At 71.0% G+C, this 17236-nt stretch carries 12 protein-coding genes; 5 read left to right on the forward strand and 7 right to left on the reverse strand.

The features are described 5' to 3' along the window. The first annotated feature begins 56 nt into the window (after nt 1-56). Nucleotides 57-701, forward strand: coding sequence for a pyridoxamine 5'-phosphate oxidase family protein (locus MMA15_RS03365; protein WP_241057429.1), 645 nt, complete (start codon nt 57-59; stop codon nt 699-701). A 181-nt stretch (nt 702-882) separates the two neighbouring features. On the opposite strand, the gene MMA15_RS03370 is transcribed toward MMA15_RS03365, so the two are convergent. Beyond that, nucleotides 883-1695: an esterase/lipase family protein gene (locus tag MMA15_RS03370; RefSeq protein ID WP_241062953.1), complete on the reverse strand. Its 813-nt coding sequence runs from the start codon at nt 1693-1695 to the stop codon at nt 883-885. A 517-nt stretch (nt 1696-2212) separates the two neighbouring features. Between MMA15_RS03370 and MMA15_RS03375 the strand changes: the two genes are divergently transcribed. Further along, entirely contained in the window at nt 2213-3031 is an 819-nt protein-coding gene (locus tag MMA15_RS03375; protein ID WP_241057430.1) for an RNA methyltransferase, read from the forward strand. Between the two features lie 162 nt (nt 3032-3193). Here the strand turns inward: MMA15_RS03375 and MMA15_RS03380 are convergent, their stop codons facing one another. The 3 genes from MMA15_RS03380 to MMA15_RS03390 form a co-directional block, all read right to left on the reverse strand. Then, nucleotides 3194-4246 (reverse strand): DNA polymerase Y family protein, encoded by a 1053-nt coding sequence (locus tag MMA15_RS03380; RefSeq protein ID WP_241057431.1) that lies wholly within the window; start codon nt 4244-4246, stop codon nt 3194-3196. Beyond that, a complete protein-coding gene (locus MMA15_RS03385) occupies nt 4243-7983 on the reverse strand; it encodes a DNA polymerase III subunit alpha (protein ID WP_241057432.1) in 3741 nt (1246 codons plus the stop codon). The genes MMA15_RS03380 and MMA15_RS03385 overlap by 4 nt, the downstream gene beginning before the upstream one ends. Before the next feature lie 338 nt (nt 7984-8321). After that, nucleotides 8322-8513, reverse strand: a complete 192-nt coding sequence (locus MMA15_RS03390; RefSeq protein WP_241062954.1) for a DUF1059 domain-containing protein — start codon at nt 8511-8513, stop codon at nt 8322-8324. Nucleotides 8514-8798: 285 nt separating this feature from the next. Between MMA15_RS03390 and MMA15_RS03395 the strand changes: the two genes are divergently transcribed. Then, the gene (locus MMA15_RS03395) at nt 8799-9821 is read left to right on the forward strand and encodes an aspartate-semialdehyde dehydrogenase (protein ID WP_241057433.1); all 1023 of its coding nucleotides are present in this window, start codon (nt 8799-8801) and stop codon (nt 9819-9821) included. A gap of 225 nt (nt 9822-10046) precedes the next feature. Here MMA15_RS03395 and MMA15_RS03400 read toward each other — a convergent pair whose 3' ends face one another. Next, nucleotides 10047-11090: a S1 family peptidase gene (locus MMA15_RS03400; RefSeq protein ID WP_241062955.1), complete on the reverse strand. Its 1044-nt coding sequence runs from the start codon at nt 11088-11090 to the stop codon at nt 10047-10049. Between the two features lie 1095 nt (nt 11091-12185). Here MMA15_RS03400 and MMA15_RS03405 point away from each other — a divergent pair. Next, entirely contained in the window at nt 12186-12632 is a 447-nt protein-coding gene (locus tag MMA15_RS03405) for a cell division protein SepF (protein ID WP_241057434.1), read from the forward strand. 194 nt (nt 12633-12826) lie between these two features. Here MMA15_RS03405 and MMA15_RS03410 read toward each other — a convergent pair whose 3' ends face one another. After that, on the reverse strand, nt 12827-14872 hold the full coding sequence (locus MMA15_RS03410) for an MFS transporter (protein ID WP_241057435.1): 2046 nt from the start codon (nt 14870-14872) through the stop codon (nt 12827-12829). A 689-nt stretch (nt 14873-15561) separates the two neighbouring features. Between MMA15_RS03410 and MMA15_RS03415 the strand changes: the two genes are divergently transcribed. After that, complete coding sequence (locus tag MMA15_RS03415) at nt 15562-16626, forward strand: phosphatase PAP2 family protein (protein ID WP_241057436.1); 1065 nt, start codon at nt 15562-15564, stop codon at nt 16624-16626. Between the two features lie 122 nt (nt 16627-16748). Here MMA15_RS03415 and MMA15_RS03420 read toward each other — a convergent pair whose 3' ends face one another. Continuing rightward, nucleotides 16749-16970 (reverse strand): hypothetical protein, encoded by a 222-nt coding sequence (locus MMA15_RS03420; protein ID WP_241057437.1) that lies wholly within the window; start codon nt 16968-16970, stop codon nt 16749-16751. Nucleotides 16971-17236 lie beyond the last annotated feature (266 nt).

Here is a 17236-nt window from a genome sequence, read left to right on the forward strand (position 1 = left end):
CGTTACGAGCAGGACGAGGAGGAGACCTGCGTGGCCTGCGGAGAAGGTGAGGCAGGGTGGCACATGTGGAACCGCCGACGGCGACGCGGGAAGTCACTTCGGAGGCCGAGCTGCGGGAGCTGCTGGGCGATCCGGCCCCGCACGCAGCACGGAAGGTCCGGAGCACGCTGCACGCGCTGGACCGGGAGTGGCTTGCACACTCGCCGCTGTGTCTGATCGCCACATCGGGACGCGACGGTTCGTGCGACGTCTCACCGAAGGGCGACCCTCCGGGCTTCGTCAAGGTGCTCGACGAGCGCACGATCGCCGTCCCCGAACGGCCGGGCAACAGACGGGCCGACGGGTTCCGCAACATCCTTCAGAACCCTCGGGCCGGCCTCGTCCATCTGCTGCCCGGCCGCGGTGACACCCTCCGTATCAACGGCAGGGCACGGATCGTGCGCGAGGCGCCGTTCCTCGACGAGATGACGGTCAAGGGACACCGGCCCGTACTGGCGCTGGTGGTCCAGGTCGAGGAGGTCTTCTACCACTGCTCGAAGGCCTTCCTGCGCTCCGCCGCCTGGGACCCCGGCACTTGGGAGCCGGAGGCGCTGCCGGGCCGGGCGAGGATGTCCAAGGCGCTGGAGCGCCAGGACGATCCGCTGGAGCTGCTGGAGGAGCACTACGGGCCTGCTTATGCACGGAGGCTCTACGGGAGCTAGCGCTTCACGGGAGCCGATGTGCCGACGTGACGGTGAACGCGGCAGTGCCGGGGTTCCGCTCTCCGCGGAGCCCCGGCACTGCCGTATGTGCTCTGTTCCGTATGTGCACTGTTCTGTTCGTGCGCAGCTCCGTCTGTGCGCAGCTCCGCGGGTGCGCGGCTGCGTACGCGCCGGCGGATGTCTACGAGGTGCAGGTGGTGGGCTCGGCGTTGGCGGGGTCGAGCGCGTTGGCGGTCTCGTGGAAGGCGAGCTTGTCGAAGAGGCCGACGGCCAGGTGCTCGGAGATGTCCGCCGGGCAGAGGTCCTGGAGCAGAACGTTGTTGACGTTCGGGCCCTGGAGGAACTGCGACTTGTAGGGCGTGACGACCTCGTCGAACTTGGTCGCGATGACCGTGTACTTCACGCCGGGCAGTGTGTCGCCGCCCTCGTTCAGGCGGTTGAGGAGTTCCGAGCCCTCCTTCTGCTGCATCAGCGACGGTGCGAGCCCGTCCACGGCGTCGCCGAGCCCGGGAATGAGGTCGACGAGCTTGGTGAGCCCGCTGAGCGTGGTGCCGTGGTTGCTCGGTGCGATGCCGACGAGCGCGTTCACCTTGTCCGCCCCGTCGAGGAACTTCATGTAGTAGCGGGGCATCATGCCGCCCTGCGAGTGGCCGACGATGTCGACCTTCTCGGTGCCGGTGGCTCCCAGCACCTTGTCCACGAATTCGTCGAGCTGCTCGGCGGAGTCCTCGACGGGGCCGAGGCCGTGCAGCAGCGGAATGTTGTTGTACTGGCCGTAGTCGAGGGAGAAGACGCAGTAGCCGCGGTCCTTCAAGTACGGCGCCAGACCGAGCCAGTTGTCGACCGCGTTGCCTCCCGTGCCGTGCACGAGAACGACGGGGCGGGGGTGCTCCTTCGAGGGCTTGCAGTCGTAGTCGTTCCAGCCGCCTCCCTCGGACTTCGCCGACTTCTCCGACTCGGCCGCGGACGAGTCCGCCGCGGGCTTGTCGGCCAGCTTGGCCTGCGCGGCGGCCTGACCGGCCGCACGGTCGTCCGCTGACGAGGCGGACTCCGAAGGCGACTCGGCTGACTCGGCCGAACCAGCCGACTCGGCCGCCGACTTGGACGAGACAGGCTCCGACGGTGCGGTCTCCGACGCCGAGGCGCCTGACGCCGTGAGCGGAAGGGCCGTGATGACGAACGCGGCCGCCGCGGCGACTGCCGGGGTGCGGGAGTGCTTCCAGGACAGTTTCACTGCCGTCTCCTCGTGGGGGTGAGGGGGCGTTTTCTCGTGATCGCCGCGTGGTCGCCTCGTGGGGGGTGGTGCGGATGCGCTCCAAGTGGTGGCTGTGGGGGGTGGTGGCACTGTGGGGGGTACCGAGTGAGGCAGACCACATTGACGAAGTCACGTCAATTAACGCAGCGGTAACATTGAAGGGCCATAACCGCGACTGTGAAGATTCGGTGACCGCCCCGATCCCGTGTAGGCTGCCGCGGCGGTACGGAGTCAAGAGCGGGAGGACACGGCGGTTTTGAAGATCACTTCCCGCAACGCCCGCTTCCAGCAGTGGAGTTCGCTGCTGACCAACCGGAACAAGCGGCAGCGCGCAGGGGAGTTCCTCGTCCAGGGCGTCCGCCCCATCACCGTCGCCGTCGAACGCGGCTGGCCCGTACGTACGTTGATCCACTCCACCCGCCGCCCGCTGTCCCGCTGGGCCGAGAACCTGCTGCGCGACGTACGGGCTGAACGGGTCGCCATGGCGCCCGAACTCCTCGCCGAGCTGGGCGGGAAGGACGAGACCGCGCCCGAGGTCGTCGCCGTGCTCGAAATGCCGGAGGACGACCTGTCCCGCATCGACGCCACGGGCGACGCCTTCCTCGGCGTCCTCTTCGACCGCCCCACCAGCCCGGGGAACATCGGCACCGTCATCCGCTCCGCGGACGCCTTCGGCGCCGACGGCGTGATCGTGTCGGGGCACGCGGCCGACGTCTACGACCCCAAGTCGGTGCGGGCCAGCACCGGTTCGCTCTTCGCGCTGCCGGCGGTGCGGGTGCCCTCCCCGCGCGACGTCGCCGGCTGGCTGGAGCGGCACAGGGCAGCCGGGCGGCGTATCGCCGTCGTCGGTACGGACGAGGCAGGCGACGCCGACCTGTTCGACGCCGATCTGACCGGGCCCGCACTGCTGCTCGTAGGCAACGAGACGTCCGGTCTGAGCGCCGCCTGGCGCGAACTGTGCGACCGCACGGTACGCATCCCCATGGCCGGGTCCGCGAGTTCGCTCAACGCGGCAGGCGCCGCGACCGCCGTGCTCTACGAGGTCTTCCGGCAGCGCATCGCCTCCCCCGGCTAGCGCTGGGCGGTACCCCCAGCACGCGCCGTGTCCTGACCGGCCGCCGGGCCGGGTCGTACCGAGGCACAGGGGTGCGGGGGCACGGGCACGGGTGGTCCGGTGCGGAACCCGGGTCCGCGCCTTGGGGGGCCGACCGCCGCCGGCCGGACGGTGGTCGAGGATCTACGCCGCGTCGTGGAACAGCCCCGCGGGATGCGCCGCCGACGGGCCGAACCGCAGCCGCGCACGGTCCGCCGCCGCCTCCGCGCGCCTCGCCTTCTCCTCGCGGGAGTCCAACGAGAGCTGCCGGGCGGCCAGTTCGGCGGGCATCAGCTCCTCCGCACGCAGCCCGACCGCCCGTACACGTGCCCGCTGCAACCCGAGCCCGTCGTGCAGGGCGTAGGCGGCGGCGGTCAACACCGGTGTGTGCGCGGAGGGTTCGCCGAGCCTGCGGGTGCGCGTGGTGGCGGAGCGGTCGGCGTAGCGGACGGTGAGGGTCAGCGCGCGGGCCACCTGGCCGCCGGTGCGCATACGGAAACCCAGTTCGTCGGCGAGGGTGAGCAGCGCACGGCGCCGCGCGTCCGGATCGAGCTCGTCCCGGCCGAAGCGGAACCCGGCGCTCTCCGAAGCCGCGGGCTCGTCCGGAACCACGGTGGCCGGATCGACGCCTCGCGCACGCTCATGGAGAAGGCGCCCGCTCTTCGCGCCGAGGATGCGCTGCAAGGTGACGGGCGCGGCCTGCGCTACACGGCCGACGGTGTCCAGCCCGTAAGAGCACAGGGTGCGGGCCGTCGCCGGGCCCACGCCGTGCAGCGCCGCCACTGGCTTGTCCGCGAGGAACCCGGCGGTCTCCTCTGGGCGTACGGCACGGACCGATCCCGGCGGCCCGGAGTGCGCGGCCATCCGCGCGAGCAGCGGGTTGACGGCGACCCCGACGGTGCAGTCGGTGCCGTACAGGGCCAGCGCGCGGAGCCGTACGAGCCGGGCCAGACCTGGTGCGTCGCGGTCGAAGTAGCGCAGCGCACCCCGTACATCGGCGAGCGCGGCGTCGGGCGGCAGCGCCTGCACCACGGGGGTGAAGTCCGCGAGGAGGCCGAGCAGCGCGGAGAACCCCTCTTCCGTCTGCTCCCCGAAGTGCACGTACAGCACGTGGAGTTCGCCGGTCCCAGCCCCGGTCCCAGATCCGGTCTCCGTACCGGCCCCGCTCCCCGTACCGGTCCCGGTCCCGGGGGTCATCCCGCGCTCCCCGGACTGGAGTGCCACAGCTTGCGCAGCGCCTTCGGGGAGTCGGCGGCGTCACCGGGGGGACGCAGGTCCGCCCACGGGTGCATCTCGTACCCCTTCGCCACCTCCACGGTGCGGCCCCCGGCGCCGTCCTTCTGCTCCTTCCGCTTCCTCCGCTTCCCCTGTTCCTTCCCCTCGTCCCCTTCTCCCTCGCCCCGCTTGTCCCCGTCGTCCCCGTCGTCTCCCTCGCCCTTGCTGCCCTCCTGCTCCCCCTCAGGCACGGGCGCGGGCTCCGCCAGCCTGGCCGCGACCGCGTCCAGGCCGCCGGTGCGGCGCAGTTCGGCCAGTTCGGCCAGATCCCACGCGGCCGACCCGACCACGCTGAGGCTGCGCGGGCCCCGCCGCTGCACCACTCCCCGTACCAGCAGCAGCCAGGAGTGGAAGACGGTGTGCGCGCACGCGGCATGGCTGTCGTCGAAGAAGGCGAGGTCGACCAGTCCGGTGCCGTCGTCGAGGGTGCTGAAGATGACGCGCCGCCCCGAACGGATCGGCGGCGTCTGGGTCGCGGCCTTGGCACCGGCGACCAGCACCGTCTCGCCGTGCCGTGCGTCGCGCAGCGCGCGTGCGGAGTGCGCGCCCAACTCCCGCAGGAACGCGGTGTGTTCGTCCATGAGATGACGGGAGGCGTCCATGCCGAGGACCCTCAGCTCCGCGCCCAGCCGCTCGCCGTCGTCGAGGTCGGGAAGCCCGGCCGGTTCCGGTACGGCGGCGCCCGGAGCCAGATGGTCCAGCGCGAGCTGCCCCTCACGGGCACCGGAACCGCGCTGTCTGCGGTGGAGTTCGGCGATCTGGAGCAGCAGGTCTCGCCGGTTCCCGTCGGGCGCGAAGGCGTCCAGCGCCCCCACCTGTGCGAGCTTCTCGGCCACGGGACGCGGCGGCCGTGCCCTTCGCCAGAGATCGGCCAGCGAGTCGTAGGGCCGTCCGGCGGCGATGCGTTCCGCGTCCGCCTCGCTGATGCCCTGCACCTCGGAGAGGGCGAGACGCAGTCCCCAGCGGGACCGCCCCCGCTGCTCCGGCCCACCGGCGTCCGGCGCGGCCGCGTGCCCGGCATCCCCAACACCCCTGCAATCAGACACCAGTTCGATCCGATAGGACGCCGACGACCGGTTCACATCCAGCGGCAGCACCGGCACCCCCTGCCTGCGCGCGTCCGCCAGCAGCAGCCGCTTCGGGTACATCCCCGGATCGTGCTCCAGCACCCCCGCGAAGAAGGCCGCCGGGTGGTGCGCCTTCAGCCACGCCGACTGATACGTCGGTACGGCGAAGGCGACGGCGTGCGCCTTGCAGAAGCCGTACGAGCCGAACGCCTCCACGATCTCCCAGGTGCGTCCGACGACTTCGGGCTCGTAGCCGCGCCGGGACGCCTCCTGCGCGAACCAGGCCCGCACCCTCCCCTGACGCTCGCCGTCCGAGAGCGCACGCCGCGCCTCGTCGGCCATCGCACGGTCGCATCCGGTCATCACCGACAGGATCTCGATGATCTGCTCGTGGAAGACCACGACGCCGAACGTCTCCCGCAGCGCGGGCTCCAGATCCGGGTGCGGATATCCGGCGGGCTTCCGCCCGTGCCGCGCCTCGATGAACGGCCGCACCATGTCGGCGACTACCGGACCCGGCCGGAACAGCGAGATGTCGACGACGAGATGGTGGAAGCTCTCCGGTTGCAGCCGCCCCACCAGATCGCGCTGTCCCGGCGATTCGATCTGGAAGCAGCCGAGCGTCTCGGCGGAACGGATCAGCGCATACGTCTTCGGATCGCCCTCCGGCACCTCGTCGAGCACGACGCGGCCGGCGCCCGCCCGTTCGATCTCGGTGACCGCGTGCGCCATCGCCGACTGCATGCGCACCCCCAGCACATCCAGCTTCAGCAGCCCCATCTCCTCCACGTCGTCCTTGTCGAACTGCGACATCCCGATGGGCGCGCTCCCCGACCCCGGAGGGCTGAGGGGCACCTCGCCACTGGTGGGCACCACGGGCGTACGGGCGCGCAGCGAGGAGTCCGAGAGCAGAACCCCGCACGGGTGCATGGCGATTCCGCGTGGCAGCGCGTCCAGCGACTCGACCAGATCCCAGAAGCGGGGCCCGTACTGCTCGGCGTCCACGCCGCGCAGCTCGGGGAGTTCGTCGAGTGCGGCACGCGCGTCTCGTGCCCGTATGTGCGGGAACGACTTGGCGAGCCGGTCGGTCTCGGCGGGGTCCATGCTCAGCGCCGCGCCCACGTCGCGGATCGCGTGCCGCACCCGGTAGGTCTCCGGCATGGCGACGGCGGCGACGCGCTCCTCGCCGAAGCGGTCGAAGATCGCACGGTAGACCTCCAGCCGCCGTGCCGACTCCACGTCGATGTCGATGTCCGGCAGCGCTCCGCGGCGCGGCGAGAGGAACCGCTCCATCAGCAGGCCGTGTTCGAGGGGGTCGGCGTGTGCGATGCCCAGCAGATGGTTGACCAGGGAACCGGCGCCCGAGCCGCGCGCCGCGACCCGCACCCCCATCGCCCGTGCGTCCTCGACCACCTTCGCGACGGTGAGGAAGTACGAGGAGAAACCGAGCCCTTCGATGATCCGCAGCTCGTGTTCGAGCCGGTCCCAGCGCTTCCGATGGCCCTCGTAGCGGCGGGCGACCATGCCGGCCGCGCACCGCGAACGCAGCACGCGCTCGGCGCTTCTGCCGCCGCCGGCGCCGACCAGCCACGGCTCCGGGAAGTGCACCCGCCCGATGCCGATGTCGTCCTGCGGGTCGACGCGGCAGCCCTCGGCGGTCTCCAGCGTCAGCGCCAGCAGCCGCTTCGCGGTGTCGCCGCGGAAACCCGCGGCCTGTGCGATGCGTTCCGCGGCAGCCGCCATGGGCTCCGGGCCCTTGAGCCACCGCTCGCCGCCGTCCAGCCCCTTCCGCGGGTCCACGGGAACCAGGCGGCGTGCCGCGTCCAGTACGTCGGCGACCGGGCCCTGGCTGGGGTCGGCGTAACGCACCCCGTTGGCGAGTACGGGCTTGACCCCCTGCTGCGCCGCGAGCCCCAGCATCCGCGCGGACTCCCGCAGCGGAACGTGCCCGGCGACCTCCAGGCGCAGCGCGTCCGTGCCGAAGACCTCCCGCCAGCCGTCCAGCCTGCGTGCAGCACGGTCGGGGCGTCCGGCGGCCAGTGCACGGCCGACGTCGGACTCGGGGCCCAGCAGCACGGTCAGGGCGTCGGCTCCGGAGCCTGTGTGCGAGCGTGCGGCACCTCCGCCCGCGCCTCTGCCCGCGCCTGCCGCCGCGCCGGCGCCCGTCCCGCCGGCGATCTCCGCCAGGTCCTCCCACTCCAGCCGGGGGCGCTCGCCGCCGCCGGAGTGCGCCGCGGTGACCAGCCGGCACAGCAGCTCCCATCCGGCGGCTCCCCTGCCGGCGAGGAAGACCACGCGCTGCGCCGGTTCGTCGATGAAGGCACCGCCCCTGACGGGCGTACGGCGGCGGCGTACCGCGGTCCTCTTCTCCGGCCGCTCCGCCACGGCCAGATCCACCCCGTACACCGGACGTACGCCCGCGCCCGCGCTCGCACGCGCGAAGCGGACCGCTCCGGCGAGGGTGTCGCGGTCGGTGAGCGCCACCGCGTCCATGCCGCGTTCGGCGGCCCGTTCGGCGATCGTCTCGGGGTGTGAGGCCCCGTATCTCATGGAGAACCCGGAGGCGACATGCAGGTGCACGAATCCCGGCATCGCACGCACCTCCCGCCGCATCCGCACCTTGGCCCGTCCTCAGGCACACACCCACCATAGACCAGCTCTCGAACTCGCGTTCGAGTAGTGCGTGTGATGTCTCTCCGCAGCTCATCGGCGGTACGCGGCCGGAGGAGGCCGCCGCCGGGCGGCAGGTTCGAACGGCCGCCCCACGACGGCCGGTTGCGGGTTTTCCAGCCCGGCCGGGAGCCCAGAAACCCGGCCCCGGAGACCCGGGAAGTCAGGACCCCAGGGCTCAGAGCACCGGGACTCAGGGCGTCACGAAATCAGGGCCCCGGCGGACCCAGGACCCCGGCGGACCCAGGACCCCGGCGGACTCAGGCGTGCTGCGGTACGTCGTCCTTGAGCATGGAGCGGATCTGCTCACGCAGTTCGCGGGTGTCGGCGTGCCCGTGCACGGAAGCGGCGTGCTCACCGGCGGCACGTACCACTTCCTCCTCCTCGCCCGAGATCCTCAGGGTGCAGTTCATCTCGCTGGGATAGTCCCGGCAGTCGGCCACCTTACGCATCACGTACACCTCCTCCGTTCCCAGTGTCGGCCCACGTCATCGCGCCGCCAAACGGTCACCGGGCAGGCCCGCGGCCCCCGTCGCCGGGCTCCCGCCTCCCCGCCCGTACGGCCCCCGTGTGACCGATGTCAAAGAAGTGGCCGATCGTAGAGGCGGCAGTGCAGGGTAGAAGAGCCTGCGCCCCCGGAAGGCGCCGGCCTGGTGCCTCCCCGCCGAAGGCAGGGGAAGCCACCCCGCATGCACACCGCAATCGGGACACGACGGAAACAGCACAGAAGGAGCCCCATGAGGATCGGGATCGTCGGAGCCACCGGCCAGGTCGGCAGCGTGATGCGGGAGATTCTGGCCGAGCGGAAACTCCCCGTCGAGGAGCTGCGTCTGTTCGCCTCCGCCCGTTCCGCCGGGCGCACCCTGCCCTGGCAGGGCGGCGAGGTCACCGTCGAGGACGCGGCCACGGCCGACTACTCGGGGCTGGACATCGTGCTGTTCTCCGCGGGCGGCTCCACGTCGAAGGCCATCGCGGAGAAGGTCGCCTCGCAGGGCCCGGTCGTCATCGACAACTCCTCCGCCTGGCGGCTCGACCCCGAAGTGCCGCTCGTCGTCTCCGAGGTGAACCCGGAGGCCGCCAGGAACCGCCCGAAGGGCATCATCGCCAACCCGAACTGCACCACCATGGCGGCCATGCCCGTGCTGCGCCCGCTGCACGACGAGGCGGGGCTGACGGGTCTCGTCGTCGCCACGTACCAGGCGGTCTCCGGCAGCGGCCTCGCAGGCGTCGCCGAGCTGAACGAGCAGGCGGGCAAGGCCGTCGAGAGCGACGCGACTCGCCTCACCTTCGACGGCGACGCCGTCGACTTCCCCGAGCCGGACAAGTACGCGCGCCCGATCGCCTTCAACGTGCTGCCGATGGCCGGCTCGATCGTCGACGACGGCCTGGACGAGACGGACGAGGAGCACAAGCTCCGCAACGAGAGCCGGAAGATCCTCGGCATCCCAGGCCTGAAGGTCTCCGGGACCTGTGTGCGCGTCCCGGTCTTCACCGGCCACTCCCTCCAGGTCAACGCCCGTTTCGAGCGGGCGATCACACCGGAGCGCGCCCGTGAACTGCTGGCGGCGGCGCCGGGCGTGGAGCTGTCCGACATCCCCACGCCCCTTCAGGCGGCGGGCAAGGACGCCAGCTACGTCGGCCGCATCCGTACGGACGAGACCGCCGAGCACGGCCTCGCTCTCTTCCTCTCGAACGACAACCTCCGCAAGGGCGCCGCACTGAACGCGGTGCAGATCGCGGAGCTGGTCGCCGCGGAGTGAGTGCCATGACCGGGTGACTGCCCATAGCAGCGACGGAAACGGCAGAAACGCGGAAAGGGCAGAAACGGCAGAAACAACGAAACGACGGAACCCCCGGGCAGCGCCCGGGGGTTCCGCATGAGTGACAGTGCCCGTCGCCGGGCGGGAGGCACCCGGTGCGAACTCGACGCAGTTCAGCGCGAGTTCACACCGGAGGCCTCGGATGCGCCGAAGGCGCCGGATGCGTCAGGGAAGCTGAGCACCCGTGGCCTCGAGGGCCGTGGTCACCGGCTGGAAGAAGGTCTCGCCACCGGCGGAGCAGTCGCCGCTGCCGCCGGAGGTCATGCCCAGAGCCTTGTCACCGGCGAAGAGGGAGCCGCCGCTGTCGCCGGGCTCGGCGCAGACGTCGGTCTGGATCAGACCGTCGACGGTGCCCTCGGGGTAGGTGACGGAGGCGTCCAGGGCCTTGACCGTGCCGTCGTGGACCTGGGTGGTGCTGCCGCTGCGGGTGACCTTCTGGCCCACCTCGGCCTCGGCCGGACCCGAGATCTCCTGGGTGCCGCCGTCGTACAGGTTCACGGCGCTCGGGTGGTCGACCTCGGCGGTGTACGAGGCGATGCCGTAGTCGGCACCCGGGAACTTGCCGTCGCCGCTCTTGGCGATCTCCTGGCCGCCCTCGCTGTCCGACCAGCTCGCGATGGCCGTGGTGCAGTGGCCCGCGGTGAGGAAGGCCGGCTTGCCGTCGAGGGTGACGTTGAAGCCGAGCGAGCAGCGTCCGCCGTCACCGTGGATGGCGTCGCCACCGGCGATCTTGGTGGTGTACTTGCCCGCGCTGCGCTTCAGTTCGACCTTGCTGCCCTCGGCCTTGGCCTGCTTCTTGAGCTGCGCGAGCTTCTCGCCCTTGACCGTCTTGTCGGCGGTGATCACGACCTTGTTGGTCTTGACGTCGACGACACGAGCGGTACCGGCGATCTCCTTCGCGGTGAAGGCGTCCTTGACCGAGTTGAGCTGGGCCATGGTGTGCTGGACGATCTTCGCCTCGGCGCCCGCCGCCTCGACCTTCTCCTTGGCGGCCTGGTCCGTGACGTTGACGACGAGCTTCTTGGCCTTCGCGTCGTAGAACGAGCCCGCGTCACCCTTGATGTCCGAGGTGAGCTTCGAGGCGAGCTTCGAAGCAGACGTGCTGGAGAGCGTCTTGAGGCTCGGCGCGCTGTCTTCCGCAGCGTTGGCCGTCGACAGGGTCAGCGATCCGGCGACGAGCGCTGCGACACCCGCGCCCGCTATGACCATCTGCCGCTTCGATATCTTCTTCAACTCTGAACCTCCAGTGGGGGGTTGAGGCCGCCCTTGCATTTTTTGGGGGAGGCCCCGGAGGAAGTACGGACACGGCCTTGCTTGCCCGATGAGGTCGCGTCCATGCCAACTCGTACCAACGAGTATTACGAGAACGACTGTTTCCGCACAAGGCCGAGTCGGCGGCGACCGGTGAAAAGCCGGGCTGCCGCAGGTCGACCGTACACATCACAACTGACAACGTCGATCCCTTGTTTGAATGCAAGGGACGACAACGGAAGATGATGGCCTCAACTGCCGCAACAAGCGCACTTGTCCCGTTCTGTCCGCCGATTGCTGTTCTAGATACGGGATTTCGTTTCGTTCTCCGGGCGGGGAAAGCAAGTGCGGGTGCGTCTGCTGCGATTCGGCGGCTGCCGGCGTTTGTCTGAGCGCGTATGTCCCAGCGCGTGTCCCAGCGCGTATGTCCCAGTGCGTAGGACTCAACACGCATGACTCAATGCGTAAGTCTCAGCGCGTATGTCTCAGCGGGGTAACGACTTCGGGTTTCCGGCGGCCTCCGCCGGGCCGGACGGGGACGTCCGCCGACGACGGGCGCGAAGCGATCACGGAGGACGGCCCCGGGACTTCGGCGGTGCGGCGGTGGGCGTCCGGACGGCGCCCGCTTCCGAACGGTCCGACAGCCCCTCAACTCGCGGAAGACCGGCGGAACATGGGCCACAAAACCCGAGCGCGGACCCGAACACCCCTTCTCCGCCTTGCTGTTGACACCTCGCACAGTGTTTCGCACGCGTCGCAGAGCGGCATCACAAAGGCGGCAGGACACCATGGTGCAGGGGCTGCCCCGCACCCGTCCGCCCCCCGGCCGGCACCCGGCAGGAGGTGCACAACCTGCACACCGTCACCACGCGTGCCCCACAAGTTCCTTGACCCGGCGCCATATGTTCTGCACCAGTACCGTCACGAATCCAGTTCTGGGCATGTATCCACTTGGCGCAACATCCGCATCATGGACGACCATAGAGATGCGGACTCCGGGGGGAGCTGCTCGATGTGACTGCGGACGGACCGCGCAGAGGAGAGGAGGCGTCCATGGGATCGGTGCGCAAGGCGAGTGCCTGGCTGGGCCTCGTCGACGACAGCGAAATGCGTTACTACGACGACGACTACGCCGAAGGGCCGGAGCCCGGGGACGCCGCCCAGGAGCCCTGGGTCACGGACCCGCGGATCCGGGTGACGGCGGAGGCCGCACAGGATCAGGGCACCCGGATCGCGACGGTCACGCCCGACGGCTTCCGCGACGCACGCGGCATCGGCGAACTGTTCCGCGACGGCGTGCCCGTCATCATCAACCTCACGATGATGGAGTCGGCGGACGCCAAGCGCGTCGTGGACTTCGCGGCCGGACTCACCTTCGGACTGCGCGGATCCATCGAACGGGTCGCGACGCGGGTCTTCCTGCTGACGCCGGACGACTACAAGATCGTCGGCAACGAGAACCGCCGTGCGGCGGAGGGCGGCTTCTTCAACCAGAGCTGACCGGGCCCGCACGGCGAAGTCGGGCCTCTCCCCCCGGAGTTCGGTTCAGCACCGCTTCAGCGCCGCTTCGGCGTCGCTTCAAAGCCCGGTTCCACCCGTTGAGTCGGAACAGCGTCGGGGCGGACCAGCGTCGGGTCGGGGCCGGTGTCGAGTCGGACCGGTCGGGTCCGGCCGGTTCGGGCGGGCTCGTTCGATCAGGGCCGGGTGCTGCCGCTCGGCAGCAGGTCGCTGCCGCCGCCCTGTCCCGTGTCGCGAGAAGCACGGTGCTCCCGCGCGTCACGGCCGTCACGCCCGTGGCCGTTCGTCTGGTCGCCGCCACGGGCACCCTGGACGCCATGCCCCTCGCCCTTGCCGTTCGCGCTCGTGTGGCCGCTTCCGTCGCGGTTCACGGAGTCGCCGGACGACGCGGGGACCTTCCCGTTCCGCTGCCGGCTGCGGTCGGCCTGACGTGGCAGCCGTCCGCGCACCGCCGCCGCCGTGACGCGCCGCTCGTCCCGGCCGCCCGGGGTGACGGACCCGGTCCCGTCGCCCGCAGCCGCCTCCGCGGCCCCGGCACCGGCCGCCTCCGCGGCCTCCGTACCGACCGCCTCCGTACCGACCGCCTCCGCGGCGACCGCCTCCCCCTCGACCGCCTCGATGTCGGCCGCCTCGACGGCCTCGTCGCTCGCGCTCCCGTTCTCCATCGTGCGCGGCAGCCTCAGCGCCGCCAGCGCCCCGAACAGCAGCAGCACGGCGCTGGCGATCAGCGTCACATGCATGCCGTGTACGAACGCCTCGCGCGCCGCCGAGCGCAGCGCCTCCCCCGCCGAGCCGCCGAGCCGGTGTGCGATCCCGTAAGCCTCGCCCAGCGAGTGGCTCGCGTCGCCCTTAGCGGCGGCGGAGACGCCCGGCACATCGCGCACACCGGGCGCGTACGCCGCGTTCATCACGCTGCCGAGCACGGCGATTCCCATGCCGGCGCCGAGCTGGTACGCCGTCTCGCCGATCGCCGCCGCACCGCCGGAGCGGGACGGAGGCGCCTCGTTGAGCATGGACTCGTAGCAGCCGAAGAGCGTGGTCTCCAGCCCGAAGCCCAGCACTACGAAGCCTCCGACGAGCAGTGCGGGCTTGTCCTGCTGTCCGAGCCCCGTGAGGGCGAGCACGGCGACGATCGTGAGCAGAAAGCCGAGGACGACCATGCGCCGCGGCCCCAGCAGACCCAGCAGCCGGGAGCCCGCGAGCCCGGCGGCGATCGCCGCGAGCGACAGCGGCAGCAGCCGCAGTCCGGTCTGTAGCGGCGAGAGGCCGAGCACGAGTTGCAGATACTGCGCGGCGATCAGGGCCAGGCCCACCAGGGCGAGCACCGTGAGCACGATGCAGCCCACGGAGGTGCCGAAAGCCCGCCGCGCGACCGTACGGACGTCGATGAGCGGATACGTGCGCCGCCGCTGCCTGCGTACGAACACCCCGAGCAGAACCACACCGGTAAGCAGCGGCACGGCCGTCGACGGCGAGAAGGGATGGCCGCCTCCTGCGTGCTTGACGCCGAGGATGACGCCGAAGAGACCGGCCGCGGCGACGACCGCTCCCAGCACGTCCCAGGGGCCCTCGCGGGAGCCGGTGGACTCCGGGAGCAGCCAGCGCCCGACGAGGAATCCCGCCGCCATCAGCGGCAGATTGACCAGGAAGACCGAGCCCCACCAGAAGTGCTCCAGCAGCAGCCCGCCGACGAGCGGGCCGACCGCGGCTCCCACGGCGGCGACGGCGCTCCAGATGCCGATGGCGACGGCCCGCTCACGCCGGTCGGGGAAGACGTGGCGGAGGATCGAGAGCGTCGCGGGCATGATCATCGCGCCGCCGACGCCCAGCAGGGCCCGTGCCCCGATGAGCATGCCCGGTGTCTGTGAGTAGGCGGCCAGGGCCGAGGCTCCCGCGAAGAAGGCGTAGCCGAAGAGCAGCACCCGTCGTCGTCCCACGCGGTCGCCCAGCGTGCCGAAGAGGATCAGCAGGGACGCGCACACCAGCGGATAGGCGTCCACGATCCACAGCAGCTCGACGGAGCCCGGCCGCAGTTCCTCGGAGACGGCGGGCACCGCCACGTGCAGCACCGTGGCGTCGATGGCGACCAGCAGCAGGCTCGCGCAGAGGACGACGAGGACGGTCCAGCGGTTCACGCGGGGCGCGGCACCGGCGAGGGGCCGGGCAGCCGCGTGCGCGGCGTCCGCCGTCTCCCCGGCTCCGGCCGTGGTCGTCCCGGACATCTGCGCACCTCCTCTCGCGCTCGCTCCTTCAAGGTGGGGGGATCACCGGGTCCGCTCCCGCGGCTTCCCCGGCGAGCGGGGGCGTACGCGAGGGCGCCCGGAGAAGGGACGAGTGGCCGTCAGGGTACGCGAGTCTGTCAGGCGACCGCGTGGCGCATCTCACCAAGGCCCCCGCAGCGCACCTTCGCCGCACGGTCACCGCAGGATCGCCACACGGCGGCGGCACCGCGGCGGTACGGCGGAGGCACGGCCCCGGGACGGCTCGGTGCGGCCCCGGCACGGCGGCCAACCTGCCCCGGTACGGCCGCCGTACGCCGTCCCGGATCAACCGCCGCCGCCGTCGCGGCACTCGCGTCCCGGCTCTGCACCGCGCTCGTACGGCCGCGGGCCGCACGGCAGCCGGTCCAAGGACCCGCGGCACTTCTCCGCGTCAACTCCCGGACGCGGCAGGCGAATCCGATGGGAAAAGAAGAACCGAATTCCTCATCGACCGCCGGTGAACGGAATTCACGGTGCGGCATGTACGCGGCGGCGCACGAGGGCATCCGGAATGCGGCGTCTAAACCCCGGATAAGCTGGGGGAATTCACCGTCACAAAGCCTTGGTGAGACACACTCCACATCACATCGTCATCACGAACGCCCGTCGCGTGTGCGGTTACCTCACGCAGCCGTTGTAACGTCGACTGGGTGCGTACCGACCGACTACTCGCCCGGCTTGAACAAGAGCCCGAGCGACCGAGCAACCGCGATGTCCCGCGGATGAGCCGAACCCGCAGGCTGTTGTTCGGCGTCACTTCGGTGCTCTATGCGGTGATTGTCATCGCCGTGCTGGTCCGGGCGGATCTGGTGCGGCTCGACTGGCAGGTCATGCTCTTCCGGCCCTACAAGCAGTGGCCGCAAGTGCACGAGTTCCTCGACTACTTCGTGGTGCTGGGCCAGCGTGGCCCGACCGCCGTGCTGGTGGCGGCCTGGCTGGGCTGGCGCTCCTGGCGGCAGCGCACGCTGCGCCCGCTGCTGGTGCTCGGTACGGCGCTGCTGGCCCTCAACGTCACTGTGGGCGCTGTGAAAATCGGCCTCGGAAGACTCGGGCCGCACTACGCGACGACCGTCGGATCCGCCGAACTCTTCGCCGGCGGCGACATATTCCCCTCGGGTCACACGGCCAACGCCGTTGTGACCTGGGGCATTCTGGCGTATCTGGCCACCACTCCGCGGGCCCGCAGGGTGCTGTCGGTGGTCGCCGCGAACTTCGCCCTCGGTGTCGGCGCGACCACGGTCTACCTCGGTACGCACTGGGTCAGCGACGTACTGCTCGGCTGGGCGGCCGGACTGCTGATCCTGCTGGGGCTGCCGTGGGCGGAACCGGTCATCGCCTGGGCCGAGGCTCGGATACAGGCGTGGAGGGACCGCGGACGCAGCACCGTGCCCGGCCGTCGTCTCGTGCCTTCGCCGCTCTCCCCCGTCACCCGGCAGTCGCTGCTGCCGTCGGGCAGGGGCTTCGCGACCGAGGAGATGGCGGCGCAGGACGAGGCACAGCACGGCGAGGCGGCCGTCATCGGCGGCCGTGCGCCCGCGTCGTCCTCGTCGGGCACGGGCATAGGCGCCGCCAGGCTCCACCACGCGCCAGGACGCCAGCACCCGCTGCGGGCGGAGCGGGCGCCGGTCAGCCCGCAGCCCCCCGCCGGCCCGCACCGCCCCTACTCGGACCGCACACAGCCGCGCACGGCCCATCTCGGGCCGCGCAGCAAGTGAGCGGCCGGGCAGGAACGTTGAGCCGGGCGGGTCGGACACTCGCACATGGCCGGACGCCGAGCGGCCCCGGTGCCCCGAGTCGGGCACCGGGGCCGCTCGCTGCGTCGCACGGCCGGGCGGGATCAGCCCTTCCAGCAGCGCACGACGTTCCCCGTGTTCTTCTCCACGGCGAAGTTCAGGCGCCCGCTCAGATACTCCATGGTGATGATCGCGTCCGGCGGCAGCGAGCGCACGGTCGTCCAGCCACGTGCGTACGCGCGCTCCTCGGCCGCTTCCGCCGTGAGCCCGACGTAGCTCTCCGGGTCGTCCTGCGGGTTGTCCTGAGCTGAAGATTCCGGTGCCATGCGGCCACCGTACCGCCGGAAGTACGGGCCGTATCGTCGGCTCGTCACACTCTTGTCACAGGCATCCCCGCGTCGTTCACCGTTCACCGTGTCACTCGTACGGGGCTTCTACGGCGGCGCCCATTGCCGCCTTCACCGGCCCTGGATTCCTCAACCGGAATTCGCTTCCCGGCCTGCCGCCGGAAATGGCGGAGAGCGTTCCGAATTCCTGCGGGGACTCCGGGGTCCGGTAACTCTACGGAGGCAAACGGGACTTGTGAGTTGCA

The sequence above is a fragment of the Streptomyces marispadix genome, from assembly GCF_022524345.1.
GTDB lineage: Bacteria > Actinomycetota > Actinomycetes > Streptomycetales > Streptomycetaceae > Streptomyces > Streptomyces marispadix.

What these genes read in the sequence shown, in the direction of transcription:
- MMA15_RS03395 (WP_241057433.1), top strand. Translation starts at nt 8,799, where the DNA reads ATGAGGATCGGGATCGTCGGAGCCACCGGCCAGGTCGGCAGCGTGATG.
- MMA15_RS03385 (WP_241057432.1), bottom strand. Translation starts at nt 7,983, where the DNA reads ATGCCGGGATTCGTGCACCTGCATGTCGCCTCCGGGTTCTCCATGAGA.
- MMA15_RS03410 (WP_241057435.1), bottom strand. Translation starts at nt 14,872, where the DNA reads ATGTCCGGGACGACCACGGCCGGAGCCGGGGAGACGGCGGACGCCGCG.
- MMA15_RS03400 (WP_241062955.1), bottom strand. Translation starts at nt 11,090, where the DNA reads ATGGTCATAGCGGGCGCGGGTGTCGCAGCGCTCGTCGCCGGATCGCTG.
- MMA15_RS03420 (WP_241057437.1), bottom strand. Translation starts at nt 16,970, where the DNA reads ATGGCACCGGAATCTTCAGCTCAGGACAACCCGCAGGACGACCCGGAG.
- MMA15_RS03390 (WP_241062954.1), bottom strand. Translation starts at nt 8,513, where the DNA reads ATGCGTAAGGTGGCCGACTGCCGGGACTATCCCAGCGAGATGAACTGC.
- MMA15_RS03405 (WP_241057434.1), top strand. Translation starts at nt 12,186, where the DNA reads ATGGGATCGGTGCGCAAGGCGAGTGCCTGGCTGGGCCTCGTCGACGAC.
- MMA15_RS03380 (WP_241057431.1), bottom strand. Translation starts at nt 4,246, where the DNA reads ATGACCCCCGGGACCGGGACCGGTACGGGGAGCGGGGCCGGTACGGAG.